Origin of the sequence: Thioclava sp. (assembly GCF_048263065.1) — a bacterium.
Taxonomy (GTDB): domain Bacteria; phylum Pseudomonadota; class Alphaproteobacteria; order Rhodobacterales; family Rhodobacteraceae; genus Thioclava.
Window position 1 is genome coordinate 1 of record NZ_JBLXEM010000030.1, and the last position, 13,130, is coordinate 13,130.

The 13,130-nt window shown below is 60.2% G+C and carries 10 protein-coding genes; 4 read left to right on the forward strand and 6 right to left on the reverse strand.

Features of this window, described 5'->3' with window-relative positions; translation table 11 throughout:
* Positions 1–296 precede the first annotated feature (296 nt).
* From ACN0SD_RS17985 to ACN0SD_RS18000, 4 genes are read right to left on the reverse strand one after another with little or no spacing between them, the layout of a single operon-like run.
* A complete protein-coding gene (locus tag ACN0SD_RS17985; protein ID WP_417809596.1) occupies positions 297–1,424 on the reverse strand; it encodes an acyl-CoA dehydrogenase family protein in 1,128 nt (375 codons plus the stop codon).
* Positions 1,424–2,614 carry an acetyl-CoA C-acyltransferase gene (locus ACN0SD_RS17990; protein ID WP_417809597.1) on the reverse strand — a complete coding sequence of 397 codons (1,191 nt, stop codon included), beginning with the start codon at positions 2,612–2,614 and terminating at the stop codon, positions 1,424–1,426. The genes ACN0SD_RS17985 and ACN0SD_RS17990 overlap by 1 nt, the downstream gene beginning before the upstream one ends.
* Before the next feature lie 21 nt (positions 2,615–2,635).
* Positions 2,636–3,403, reverse strand: a complete 768-nt coding sequence (locus tag ACN0SD_RS17995) for a 3-hydroxyacyl-CoA dehydrogenase (protein WP_417809598.1) — start codon at positions 3,401–3,403, stop codon at positions 2,636–2,638.
* A gap of 12 nt (positions 3,404–3,415) precedes the next feature.
* Positions 3,416–5,080 carry an AMP-binding protein gene (locus ACN0SD_RS18000; RefSeq protein WP_417809599.1) on the reverse strand — a complete coding sequence of 555 codons (1,665 nt, stop codon included), beginning with the start codon at positions 5,078–5,080 and terminating at the stop codon, positions 3,416–3,418.
* 190 nt (positions 5,081–5,270) lie between these two features.
* Here ACN0SD_RS18000 and ACN0SD_RS18005 point away from each other — a divergent pair, with 190 nt between their 5' ends.
* Positions 5,271–6,218: an AraC family transcriptional regulator gene (locus tag ACN0SD_RS18005; RefSeq protein ID WP_417809612.1), complete on the forward strand. Its 948-nt coding sequence runs from the start codon at positions 5,271–5,273 to the stop codon at positions 6,216–6,218.
* Positions 6,219–6,237: 19 nt separating this feature from the next.
* Here the strand turns inward: ACN0SD_RS18005 and ACN0SD_RS18010 are convergent, their stop codons facing one another.
* Complete coding sequence (locus ACN0SD_RS18010) at positions 6,238–6,369, reverse strand: hypothetical protein (protein ID WP_417809600.1); 132 nt, start codon at positions 6,367–6,369, stop codon at positions 6,238–6,240.
* Between the two features lie 341 nt (positions 6,370–6,710).
* Entirely contained in the window at positions 6,711–6,980 is a 270-nt protein-coding gene (locus ACN0SD_RS18015; protein WP_417809601.1) for a zinc-binding dehydrogenase, read from the reverse strand.
* A 773-nt stretch (positions 6,981–7,753) separates the two neighbouring features.
* Between ACN0SD_RS18015 and ACN0SD_RS18020 the strand changes: the two genes are divergently transcribed.
* The 3 genes from ACN0SD_RS18020 to ACN0SD_RS18030 all read left to right on the forward strand — a co-directional run bounded on the left by ACN0SD_RS18020 (position 7,754) and on the right by ACN0SD_RS18030 (position 13,067).
* Positions 7,754–9,097, forward strand: a complete 1,344-nt coding sequence (locus ACN0SD_RS18020; RefSeq protein WP_417809602.1) for an APC family permease — start codon at positions 7,754–7,756, stop codon at positions 9,095–9,097.
* A gap of 138 nt (positions 9,098–9,235) precedes the next feature.
* Positions 9,236–11,116 (forward strand): ATP-dependent zinc metalloprotease FtsH, encoded by a 1,881-nt coding sequence (ftsH, locus tag ACN0SD_RS18025; protein ID WP_417809603.1) that lies wholly within the window; start codon positions 9,236–9,238, stop codon positions 11,114–11,116.
* Between the two features lie 655 nt (positions 11,117–11,771).
* Positions 11,772–13,067 carry an amidase gene (locus tag ACN0SD_RS18030; protein WP_417809604.1) on the forward strand — a complete coding sequence of 432 codons (1,296 nt, stop codon included), beginning with the start codon at positions 11,772–11,774 and terminating at the stop codon, positions 13,065–13,067.
* Positions 13,068–13,130 lie beyond the last annotated feature (63 nt).

Genomic DNA, 13,130 nt, shown 5'->3' on the forward strand with positions numbered 1-13,130 from the left:
CATGACCGTCCTCCTTTGTGGATCATCGCAGACCCACCTTGGCACATCGATGCCGTCGGAGGGCGGTTACATCATCAGCGCCAGTCTGCAGTCTTAACTCAAAATTATTCCGTGAAAGAAAGCGAAAACGACAGAACAAATTATTCTGTCATCTTCGCTGCTCAGAAGAGAAATTTCAGAGCCCAACAAGGCATTCAAAGGCCAAAGAAGGATCTTGACACACTTTGCGCAGACTTATGCTTTCTCTTGCGCACACATCTGCTTTTTCTGGCTCATGGGGGGGCCTCCCGCTGTGCTCAAAGTCCGCGCGCGATGACAATGCGTTGCACGTCACTGGTTCCCTCATAGATCTGGCACACGCGCACATCGCGATAAATCCGCTCGACGGGATAATCGGCCAGATAGCCGTAACCGCCATGGATCTGGATCGCCGCCGAACACACCGCCTCGGCCATTTCGGACGCAAACAGCTTGGCCATCGACGCTTCGGTCAGGCAGGGTTTGCCTGCTTCGCGAAGGGCCGCTGCGTGCAGCACCATGTGGCGCGCAGCCGCAATTTTCGTGGCCATGTCGGCAAGGCGAAAAGCGACTGCCTGGTGCTCGATGATTGGCTTGCCGAAGGTGATACGTTCGCCCGCATAGGCATGAGCCGCGTCAAAGGCTGCGCGCGCCAAGCCAACCGATTGCGCCGCGATCCCGATACGCCCGCCTTCAAGATTGGCCAGCGCGATCTTGTAGCCCTCGCCCTCTTCGCCCAGCCGGTTTTCGACGGGCACGCGCATTCCGTCAAAGACCAACGCGCAGGTGTCGGAACTGTGCTGGCCCAGTTTGTGCTCGACCGTGACGACTTGATAGCCGGAGGTGTCGGTGGGCACGATGAAGGCGGAAATGCCTTTCTTGCCCGCCGCCGGATCTGTCACGGCAAAGACGATGATCACATCGCCATTTTTCCCCGAGGTGATGAACTGCTTGGCCCCGTCGATCACATAATGATCGCCGTCACGGCGGGCGCGCGTTTTGAGCGCCGAGGCATCCGATCCCGCCTGCGGTTCGGTCAGGGCAAAACCACCGATCCATTCGCCACTCGCCAGTTTTGGCAAGAAGCGACGTTTCTGCTCGTCAGTGCCAAAGCGCAGGATCGGCACGCAGCCAACCGAACTATGCACGCTCATGATGGTCGAGCACGCGCCGTCCCCTGCCGCGATCTCCTCTAGTGCCAGCGCATAGCCCGTGATGCCAATCTCGGACCCGCCATAGTCTTCGGGCACTAGCATCCCGAGAAAGCCCAGCTCGCCCATCTCGGTAAGTTGTTCCCGTGGGAAAGCGTGGTCCCGGTCACGTTGTGCTGCGCCGGGCGCAAGGCGGCCTTGGGCAAAATCATGCGCCGCATCGCGGATCTGTTCGTGTGTTTCGTTCAGCAGCATCACGCAATCCTCTCGATGGCAATCGCGGTCGCTTCGCCCCCGCCAATACACAGCGAAGCAACGCCACGATTCACGCCGCGATCCTCCATCGCTGCCAGTAGCGTTACCATCACCCGCGCGCCTGACGCACCGATCGGATGGCCGAGCGCGCAAGCCCCGCCATTCACGTTCACCTTGTCATGGGGCAGATCCAGATCGCGCATCGCTGCCATTGCGACCACGGCAAAGGCTTCGTTCACCTCGAATAGATCGACATCGGCTAGATCCCAACCGGTCTTGGCCGACAGCTTGCGCATCGCGCCGATAGGCGCAGTCGAGAACAGCGAGGGTTTGTCGGCATAGGTCGCATGGCCAACGATTCGAGCGCGCGGTGTCAGGCCCAATGCCTCGGCTTTGGAGGCGCGCATCAGCACCAGCGCCGCCGCCCCGTCCGAGATCGAGGAACTGTTGGCCGCTGTCACAGTGCCATCCTTGCGGAACGCGGGCTTGAGTTGCGGGATTTTTTCGGGACGCGCATTGCCGGGCTGTTCGTCGGTATCCACGATGATCTCACCGCGCCGGGTTTTTACTGTCACCGGCGTGATCTCGGCCTTGAATCGGCCTTCGGTAATCGCGGCCTGCGCGCGTTCGAGGGAGCTGATCGCATAAGCATCCTGCGCTTCGCGGGTGAACTGATATGTTTGCGCGCAATCCTCGGCGAAGGTGCCCATCAGGCGGCCCTTATCATAGGCATCCTCCAGCCCGTCGAGAAACATGTGATCGATCACCTGCCCATGACCGAGCCGTGCCCCGCCGCGCATCTTAGGCAGCAAATACGGCGCGTTGGTCATGCTCTCCATCCCGCCAGCCACGATGATCTCGGCGCTTTGAGCGACTAACAGATCATGCGCCAGCATCGCCGCTTTCATGCCCGAGCCGCACATCTTGTTAACTGTTGTGGCACCAGAGCCAAGCGGCAGACCAGCGCCCAACGCAGCCTGACGCGCGGGGGCCTGTCCCTGCCCAGCAGGCAGAACGCAGCCCATGATGATTTCTTCGATCAACTCGGGCGCAACATTGGCATCGTTGAGCGCGCCCTGAATGGCAGTCGCGCCCAGATCGGGTGCGTTCGCCCCAGACAGGACGCCCTGAAACCCGCCCATCGGGGTGCGCGCAGCTCCAACGATTACAATCGGATCTTGATCACTCATCTTAAATCTCCCGCAATACGTTTACTTCGCCGCCATACGCAGCGCGCCATCAAGGCGGATAACCTCACCATTGAGCATCTGATTGCGCAGAATCTCGGCCACCAGCGAGGCATATTCCGCCGGATTGCCAAGACGCGGTGGAAACGGAACCGATGCCCCGAGACTGTCCTGCACCTCTTGTGGCAGCCCCGCCATCATCGGTGTACCAAAAATGCCCGGCGCGATGGTCACGACCCGGATGCCATAACGCGCAAGTTCGCGCGCAGCGGGCAGGGTCAGCGCGGCAACGCCGCCCTTGGATGCCGCATAGGCCGCTTGACCAATTTGCCCGTCCTGCGCCGCGATTGAGGCGGTATTGATGATCACGCCGCGTTCACCCGTCGCGTCGGGCTCTTGTTTGACAATCGCATCAGCGGCGAGACGCAGCATGTTGAACGTGCCGATCAGGTTGATCGAGATCGCACGGGCGAAACTCTCAAGCTTGTGGGGGCCATCATGCCCGACGATCTTTTCGCCCGGCGCGATCCCGGCGCAATTGACCAGTCCGTCGATCCGCCCAAAGGTATCAAGCGCCATCGCAATCGCGCGCTGCCCTTCGGCGTCGCTCGTTACATCGGTCTGCACGAAACGCGCATTCGACCCTAGTGCGTCCGCCTTGGCCGCTCCGGCCTCGGCATTCACATCAAGCAGAACTGCCTTGCCACCTGCGCCGACGATCATTTCGGCGACCGCCGCGCCCAAGCCCGATCCCCCGCCAGTGACAAGGAAAACTTTGTCTTCGATTTGCATTTCCGTTCCTTCTCAGACTGTATCGTGTTTAGCGATTTCCGCGCGACGCAGCAGGAAACGCTGGATTTTACCGCTTGGGGTCTTGGGCAGTTCGCTTACGAAATCTATGGCGCGCGGGTAGGCATGGGCCGAAAGGCGCGTCTTAACATGCAGCCGCAATTCCTCGGCCAGCGCATCGCTGCCCTGCACATCTTTGTTCAGGATGACAAAGGCTTTCACGATTTCGGTTCGCTCGGGGTCGGGCACGCCGACTACCGCAGTTTCCATCACGGCGGGATGTTCGAGAAGCGCACTTTCCACGTCGAAAGGGCCGATCCGATACCCCGAAGAGGTGATAACGTCATCGGCACGCCCAACGAAGCTGAGCGATCCGTCGGCGGCAAACTCCACGCTGTCGCCGGTGCGATAATAGCCGCCCGCAATCTCGGGCGTGGGTTTGCCGTGATAGCCGGTGAACCACAAAAGCGGAGAGCGGGCGATATCGACAGCCAAATCTCCGGGCTGGTTGGTCGGCAATTCGTTCCCCTCGGGGTCCAGCACCGCGACCCGATAGCCCGGCATGGCAAACCCGGCTGACCCCGGACGCACCGGATGTTCCAACCCGTGATGGTTGTTGACCACCATGCCCAGTTCCGTCTGGCCATAATGGTCGTGAATCGGCACCGCCAGATGTTTTTCGAACCAGCGGATCACCTCGGGGTTCAGCGGCTCGCCCGCGCTACTGACGGCGCGCAGCTTGCCCTTGACGCGGGCGGCGGCCTCGGGGCCAGCGGCGATCAAAAGTCGAAACGCGGTGGGCGATCCTGCGAGGTTCGTCACCCCTAACTTTTCGATCAGATCGTAGGTCGTCTCGGCACTAAACCCACCCTCGTAGAAGGTTGTGCCACGCCCCAAGGCCAGAGGCCCCGTCACGGCATAATAAAGCCCATAGGCCCAACCGGGATCGGCAATATTCCAGAACGTGTCGTCTTCGCGCAACTCCACTGCGTCACGCATATAGATGGCAAAGGACATCATCGCGCGCAACGGTACCGGCACGCCCTTCGGGGCACCGGTTGTGCCTGAGGTGGACATCATCAGCATGAGGTCGGAGCCTAGCCGCATGACCGGTGTGAAGTCGGGATTTGCTGCGGCCATCGCGGCGCGCAGATCGATATCGCCGCGTGGCAGATCGGCGCCGGGGGCGCGCACCAGCGCCACTTGCGGCGCATTGGGCACCGAGTCGAGCTTGGCGCGATTGGCGCTGTCGGTCACGACGAGGCGGGCACGGCTGGTGGTTAGGCGCTGCTCAATTGCCTTGGGGCCAAACGCAGTAAACAACGGCTGATAGGCCGCGCCGACGCGCCATGCGCCCAGAATTGTTGCCATCAGTTCGGGCGTGCGTGTGAGCAGGCCAGACACCACATCGCCCGGCTGCACGCCAGCCTCCGAGAACACATTAGCGGCACGCGCCGCCATCGCCTGCAGATCGGCAAAACTGTAGGTTTCGATTCGCCCGTCGGCAGCGATCCAAGTCAGAGCGGTGCGTCCGCTGGCCACATGTCTATCGCAGCATTCAACGCAGGCATTAAGCCCCGCCTCCAGATCGCCGCTAAGCAACTTTTTGGCGTTTTCGAGGGAAAACTGGGCCATCGCCTCGGCATAGCCGGGCCGACCCGCGGTCACGGGTGTTGTCATGAAAATCTCCTCCCTTGGCGGCCGGGCATGATCGGGCCAAGCTACCGTTAGGCGGAAAGTGTAACTGTCCTGGCATTGCAAACAATGACATTTGAGGTCTAAATTGATGATCGATTTTACCATGCCCTTGGAGTAGATCATCGAACGCCGCACAATCCTGCCCGGTTTTGTCGAGGACGCGCTGTCGTGTCTGCGCGCTCAAGGCTTTGCCTCTGGCGAACTTTTGGCTGCGGCGGGGCTGCCCGATCCGGTGACCGATCCAGTTACCAGTGAAGAGTATGGGCGGCTCTGGACGGTAATGGCGGCGGCTGCCGGAGATGAGCTTTTCGGCCTCGCCGCACGCCCGATGCGCCCGGGAAGTTTTACCCTGATGTGCCACGCCGTGCTGCATGCCCCGAATCTGGAGCGTGGCCTGCGCCGCGCTTTGCGGTTTCTTAACTTATTGCTCGAAGATCCGCGCGGGGAGTTACGGGTCGAGAACGGTGAGGCACAGATTTTCCTGAACGATGCCGGGCAGCCGCGTGTGGCCTTTGCCTATCGCACCTATTGGCTGATCTTAATGGGGCTGGCCTGCTGGCTGGTTCGGCGTCAAATCCCGCTGCGACAGGTCGATATCGCCTGTCCCGCGCCCGAGAATCGCGTCGATTACCGACAGTTCTTTGGGGCGCCCGTGCGTTTCGATGCGCCGGCTCATAGGCTCACTTTCGACGCGAGCTATTTGGCTCTGAGGGTGAACCGATCGGAACAGGCATTAAAGGTGTTTTTGCGCGGGGCACCGGCAAATATCCTTGTGCGTCATCGCCATGATGTGGGGCTGGGTGCGACGGTGCGCGATCAGCTACGAGACTGCCAGCCGCCGCTATGGCCCAGTTTTGATGCGCTAGCAGCGACGCTGGAACTGAGCCCTGCCACCCTGCGTCGCCGCCTGCGGCGTGAGGGGCAAAGCTTTGCTGCAATCAAGGACGAGCTGCGCTGCCAACGCGCACAAGAATTGCTGGCAGGCGATTTGAGCGTGGCCGATATCGCGGGGGAATTGGGCTATAGCGAACCCAGCGCTTTTCACCGTGCCTTTCTGAAATGGACCGACCGACAGCCCGGCGCGTTTCGTGTGGCACTGCGCGCTGGACGCGAGGGCTAGGGGCAGTAGCAACTCGGCGTCACCCCAGTGCCTTCAACACCGCCGCGATCAGCTTTTGCGGTCGGTAGTTCAGATTCGACGACGTCAGATCCATCCGCACCTCGAGCAGATCGGCCGATGGGATCACCGTGACGCGGCGGTCCGTCTTCACCCGATCACCCACTTTACGGGAATGAGCGAAGGGGCGACCACGATGCAGTCATGCCCAGTTCGACAAGCTGGCAATGCAGGCCATAAACGACCTTGAAGAAGAGAACGGAACCCGAGGGACCCAAGTGGCGCACGGCCTATCTGAGCTACCTGACGGGATGCTCAATCTGGAGCTTTAACGAGAATCTTTACTTGCGACTTGTCGACCACGAGTGCCTCAAACCCCTAGGTTACGATGTCGTCGATGGAGATGCGTTTTGTTACCAGTTTAACGGCGCTGAAATAGCCCTGCATCATTAGCTCCATCATGGCTGGATAGACGTTGCGATAGGCGATGGTGCCTTACAACTGACGCTCTTTGAGCACCGCCGTGTTGGGTTGAAAGGATGCGTCGCCTTCCCAGATCGAGACAATAAGCGTCTGGCCTTCGTGGCGCGTGCAATCGATGCATTGTGGCAGAACCCGCGGCACGCCCGTCACCTCAAAGGCCACATGCACGCCGCCCGTGGCCTCGCGGATTTTTACGACCGGATCGTCTGCCATCGGGTCGATCGCGGAAATTGCGCCGAGTTCAAGCGCCTTGGCGCGGCGTTCTGCCGACGGCTCGACCACATGGATCTATGCCGCCCCCGCCACGCGCAGCGCTTCGACGACAAGCAGCCCGATTGGGTCCGCGCCAAACACGGCCGCCCTGTCGCCGGCCTTGAGTTTCGATATCCGCACAGCATGCAGCGCCACCGCAGCCGGTTCGACCAGCGCGCCTTGCTGATATTGGGATAGGAGGCGAGGGTTTCTTGCTTGAAATTATCGGATTTCAGTTGATTGAAGCCCCTCGGGAAATCACACCAAACACATTCGCTTATTTCTCATGGGTTTTTGAAAAGGCAAATGGTTCAAGGCTCTTGAATTAGGAGATGGTCTCGCTCCCCACAAGGCAAACTGAGCGGTCATACCGCCGGCAATGAGCCGCTTCGCCCATGGCTGTTGATCGCACAAATCGGCCCAGAACTAGCCGTTTTGACCTCGCGCCAAGAATCTTATCACGCCGGGAGCGATCCAGTGCCCAGATCGGTGTAAGCGCTGGTCGCACATTCGACGAGATCCTTGAGCGGAGCGCGAACCGTCTCCTCGCCCCGCCGGGCTGCCGCAAAACCAGAAGTCTGCGTGTCGCGTAGATCACCAGCGTTCGAAGGATCATCACGCGCGTTCAATTCCGCGCAAGCTGGGGCCCTTTGCGGCACAAAGCGCTTGATCAGACCGCACAATCTGACAGTCGGGAAGTCAAACGGCAGGTCCCTTGGGAAATGTCGAGCGCCTATTTGTCGGGCCTACCCCGCGCGCGCCAACCAAAACCGAGGAAACAATCAAACCAGGGAGGAGACCTGATGCAGAGCCAGACCACTCAAGGGAAACTTCAACGCAGTCTAGGGCTATGGGGGGTCGTGCTCTTCGGCCTTGCCTACATGGCGCCGATGATTGTCTATGGCACCTACGGCGTGCTGGCCCAGACCAGCCAGGGCCTAGTTCCCCTCGCCTATCTCTTGGCACTTTGTGCCGTCATGTTGACCGCGATCAGCTACGGCAACATGGCGCGCGCCATTCCCGTCGCGGGTTCGGCCTATACCTATGCCGGCCGGGCCATCGGCGCACCGGTGGGCTTCATGGTAGGCTGGGCGGTTCTGCTCGACTATTTCTTCCTGCCGATGGTGATCTGGCTGATCGGTGCCGCCTATCTCTCTCAGGCATTTCCGAGCGTCCCGAGCCCGATCTGGATTTTGGGTTTCATCCTCATCACCACCGGGATAAATCTTCTGGGCATCGCGCTGGCCAACCGGGTGAACATCGTGCTGATGGTTATGCAGGTGCTGATCGTTCTGGGCTTCATCACGCTCTGCATCTATTACGTCGTGGGGGCACAGGGGGCTGGCGGCCTCATGTCAGTCAAGCCGTTCTTCAACGCCTCAGTGCCGATCAGCGCCGCCTTTTCCGGAGCTGCCATCGCTGCCTATTCCTTTCTTGGCTTCGACGCTGTTACGACGCTCACCGAGGAGACAATCGACCCGAGGCGCACCATGCCGCGCGCTATCCTGCTGGTTGCGCTTCTGGGCGGAGCGATTTTCATCGCCGCGGCCTATTTCACCCAATTGGCCGATCCAACCACCAAGTTCGTCAATCCCGACGCCGCCGCGATGGAGATCGCCGAACGGGTCGGCGGCGACATCTTCGCTATGCTGTTCCTGACCGGGCTGGTTGTGGCCCAATTCACCGCAGGTTTGGCCGCACAGGCCGCAGTGGGGCGATTACTCTTTGCGATGGGTCGCGACGGGGTGCTGCCGCGCCGCGTCTTTGGCTACCTCCAGCCGCGGTTCAACACGCCGGCTTTCAATATCGTGCTGTCAGGCGTAATCGGCCTTCTGGCGCTGGCGATGACGGAGGAGACCTCGACGTCCTTCATCAATTTCGGGGCCTTCTTAGCCTTCACCTTCGTCAACCTGTCAGTTCTGGCGCTCTACGTCCGAGACCGCGCGGCACTGGGCGGGGCTGGCGTCATCACCGGCCTTCTGGTGCCGATAGCGGGAACAATCTTTAATCTCTACTTGCTCAGCAGCCTCGATAGTCAAGCTATCGAACTCGGACTCTCGTGGTTAGTCGTGGGGGCGGTTTACCTGACCTGGCTAACCCGCGGCTTCTCGCGGCCCACCCCGCAGGTCGAAGAGGCGGTCGACTGACCTCCTGCGCCCTAGGGTAGCCGTATTGAATAGTTACACTGCGCTCGGCATACCTGTTACTGAGGTCGTCGGATGAGCCTTTCCGGGGATAGGTGAACCTCGCCTATCCCCCAATTTGCGCAACGGAGCCCCCTACCGATGGAATCCAAACACAAATTCAACCTGGGCTACATTGTCTTTGCCTTTTTATGCGTAATGTTCATTCAGGCTTGGATCGCAAGTCGTACAGTCGCGACAATAGATTACAGCGAATTTCTTACCTACCTGAACGAAAACAAGATTTCCGAAGTTGTTGTGACCGAAAGTAAAATTCAGGGGGCGTTCAAGGCCACCGTGGATGGCAAACAATACTTCGTCACACAACGGGTCGATCCAAGTTTCGCCGCGCAACTCGAAGCCGATGGAGTAAAGTTCACAGGCGGCTCGGACGAAACCTGGCTGACGACGCTTTTGTCCTGGGTCATCCCGGTTTTGTTCTTCTTCGGCCTCTGGGCGATCTTTTTTCGGAAGATGGCGGATCGTCAAGGCATGGGCGGGCTGATCAACATCGGCAAATCCAAGGCCAAGGTTTATGTAGAACGCGACACTGGCGTCACGTTTGAGGACGTCGCAGGCGTGGACGAGGCTAAGGCCGAGTTGAAGGAAATCGTGTCGTTCCTTGCGGATAAAGACAAATACGGCCGACTTGGGGCGCGTATTCCAAAGGGCGTTCTGCTGGTGGGGCCTCCGGGGACTGGTAAGACTTTGCTGGCGCGCGCAGTCGCGGGTGAGGCAGGAGTTCCGTTCTTTTCGATCTCGGGGTCGGAATTCGTCGAGATGTTTGTGGGTGTCGGAGCGGCGCGCGTGCGCGACCTCTTCGAGCAGGCCCGCAAGGCTGCACCCTGCATCATCTTCATTGACGAACTAGATGCGCTGGGGCGCGCGCGCTCGGCGATGTCGGGCATGGGGGGCGGAGACGAAAAAGAGCAGACGTTGAACCAACTTTTATCCGAATTGGATGGATTCGATCCGAGCGTCGGGATTGTCTTGCTCGCCGCGACCAACCGACCCGAAATTCTGGACCCCGCCTTGTTGCGCGCAGGTCGGTTTGATCGCCAAGTGGTTGTCGATCGCCCTGAACATAAGGGGCGCGTAGCTATCCTCAAGGTGCATACGCGCAAGGTCAAACTCGATCCCGCAGTCAATTTAGATGACATCGCCGGGCTGACCACCGGGTTCACAGGGGCCGATCTGGCCAATTTGGTCAACGAGGCCGCAATCATCGCCACCCGGCGCGGCGGCGATTACGTTACCGAAGCCGACATGACTGCTGCCGTTGAGCGGATCGTGGCTGGGTCCGAACGCAAAACCCGGATCCTCAACCCGATAGAACGCAAGCGCGTGGCCTACCATGAGTTGGGACATGCCCTCGCTGCGACTGCGCTGCCAAGCACCGACCCGATTCACAAAGTGTCGATTGTTCCCCGTTCTATCGGGGCGCTGGGATACACGATGCAACGCCCCACAGAGGATCGTTTTCTGATCACCTTTGGCGATCTCAAAGACCGAATGGTCGTGCTTTTGGCGGGCCGTGCCTCAGAAGAAATCGTCTTTGGCGAAATCTCGACCGGGGCGTCAGACGATCTGGCCAAAGTGACCGATATCGCGCGCGAATGCGTGACCCGCTTTGGCATGAGTGATGTGCTTGGGCAGGCTGTGTTAGAACAAAAGCACCTTCAATGGCTGGGCAATTCGCGGCTTGAAAACAGCACCAAGGATTATTCCGAAGCGACGGCGCGCGAGGTTGATCTGGCCGTGCGCAGACTGATTGATGAGGCATATGAACGGGCCAAAGCCATCCTGACCGAACGCCGTGCCGATCTGGATTCAGGTGCAGCACTTTTGTTGGAACGCGAGACAATTACGCCCGACGACTTCGCTCCGCTGCGGCGTGCGCCAGTTGAGGAAAACCAAGCAGGTGCCCAAAACCACGCTTCGCAACCCGCCCCAACGCATGTCCCGCCAGTTGCTTCGAAATGAACCAAGCGCAAACAGCGGCGGTATTTCAGTTGATCTCACATTGGAGCAAGCCGGACGGCGCTTCGGCCGATCTGTTCGTAAATGGCCGTAGGTAGGGCAGGGTGACGGGCTGGCTGCGTCCGCCGATTTTGTCAACGGGATCGGCGGATTGTTAGGATTGCGTTACTGGTCAGTTCGGTGCCGTGCCCACCAAGGGGGGCATTGTTGTAAGCCGATATGAGTTGTTGGAGTAAGGCCTGATGGCCGGATCCACGCGCCCTCATACCGAAGCTGCGCTGTTTTCTCCTGCGCCCCTGCGGTGGAAATGCGGACGTCGTCCTCCTCTTCCATTCCAAGAGGGGCGCTTGCTAGGTTACGCGGCATATCGGCAATCTGCGCCTCAGATACGGGTTCGCCGTCTAGCGCGCCAATCTCGGGCACCTCATCTGATACGAACTGCAACGCCCCCACGCAATCGCGCCCGATTTTTTCCAGCATGCGCCACGCGTCCGTGCCGCCTGCTCGCACTCGCCGATGAAATCCTCTGTGTCGTCTTCATCGGCGCGCCACCAACGCCCGCTTGCGCATAAGACCGACGAATATGTTGAGCTGTCACGCCTTAATGAAGCGGTTGAAATCTACCGTGCGGCGTTGGATCAGTGGGAAGGATGAGCCGATGAAGAGTTTCGCGGATGATCTGCCAGGTGCGGTTGCGACCGTGCGTGCTATAGCCGAAGGGCGGCTGACTGCGGAAGGCGCCTTGCGCGCGCGGCTTGAGCGCTGTGCGGCGGTAGAAGCAGAGGTCGGCGCCTGGGTGCACCTTGATGAAGATGGCTCACTGGCCCAAGCCCGCGCGCTCGATACTGGCCCCATGCGTGGCCCGCTGCACGGGGTGGCGCTTGGGATCAAGGATATCTTCGCGGTGCGCGATATGCCTTGGCGCTGCGGTTCGCCGATTTGGGCGGACCGGACCGCGCAGTTTGACGCAGCGCCTGTTGCGCTGGCGCGGCGTGCTGGTGCGGTAATTCTCGGCAAGACGGAAACGACGGAATTCGCGGGCTACCAGCCTAGTCGCACCCGCAATCCGGTCGTGCCCGGAGCAACGCCGGGCGGATCGTCAGCTGGCTCAGCCGCTGCAGTAGCGTCAGGAATGGTGCCGCTGGCTTTGGGCACGCAGACCTCCGGCTCGATCATCCGCCCTGCCTCCTACTGCGGAGTTGTCGGTTACAAACCCTCCTTCGATCTCGTTGACACCTGGGGCGTGAGCGTCTTTGCGCGTTCCTTCGATACGGTTGGTGCCTTCGCGCGTTCGGTGCCTGATGCGGCGCTCGCGATCGAGGCTCTCTCAGGTCTCGCATTGCAACCCGGAAGCATAAAGATTGTGCCGCGCCTTTTAATCCTGCGAGGACCGACCTGGGAAATGGGAACATCCGAACTCCACATGGTCTGGCAAGATTTCGAGGCCAGCGTTCCCGTCACGGAGGCCGGCCCCTTCAACGATATGCTTCGCGAGGCGATGTGCGGCATCCCTGCACTCCATGCCCGGATCATGGCGGTGGAAGCCTCTGAGGCTCTTGCCTATGAATTTGAAGTTGGTGCCGCGCAGATTTCGGACAAGCTACGTTCCCAGATTGAAGAAGGCGCGGCCCAGACGGCCACGCAGCGCCTTAGCGACCGCGCAGCAATGCTAGACTTCCGACAACGTATGTTGGCCGCGACCCAGCCTGGAGATGTCTGGATGACACCGGCTGCAACCGGTGCGGCCCCCGTTTTCGAGAGCGGCACAGGCGACCCTGCCTTCAGCCGGATCTGGTCGCTGCTAGGCTTCCCGTGCTGTACCGTTCCGGTCCTTGAAGACAGCGCCGGGCGCCCGATCGGAGTGCAGGTTGTCGCGCGGCAGGGCGAGGATGCGCTCGTTCTAGAAATGGCGGACCGGCTCATGCGCGAAAAATTCAGGGATGGCGCAATCTGAGATCACGGCAAGACCGTAAGACCGCATGTCTTTTTCCAGTGGCGCGCGCATGACGGATCAGCC

Coding starts and splice junctions, on each gene's coding strand:
- ACN0SD_RS17985 (WP_417809596.1), bottom strand. CDS start 1,424: ATGCTGCTGAACGAAACACACGAACAGATCCGCGATGCGGCGCATGAT.
- ACN0SD_RS17990 (WP_417809597.1), bottom strand. CDS start 2,614: ATGAGTGATCAAGATCCGATTGTAATCGTTGGAGCTGCGCGCACCCCG.
- ACN0SD_RS17995 (WP_417809598.1), bottom strand. CDS start 3,403: ATGCAAATCGAAGACAAAGTTTTCCTTGTCACTGGCGGGGGATCGGGC.
- ACN0SD_RS18000 (WP_417809599.1), bottom strand. CDS start 5,080: ATGACAACACCCGTGACCGCGGGTCGGCCCGGCTATGCCGAGGCGATG.
- ACN0SD_RS18020 (WP_417809602.1), top strand. CDS start 7,754: ATGCAGAGCCAGACCACTCAAGGGAAACTTCAACGCAGTCTAGGGCTA.
- ftsH (WP_417809603.1), top strand. CDS start 9,236: ATGGAATCCAAACACAAATTCAACCTGGGCTACATTGTCTTTGCCTTT.
- ACN0SD_RS18030 (WP_417809604.1), top strand. CDS start 11,772: ATGAAGAGTTTCGCGGATGATCTGCCAGGTGCGGTTGCGACCGTGCGT.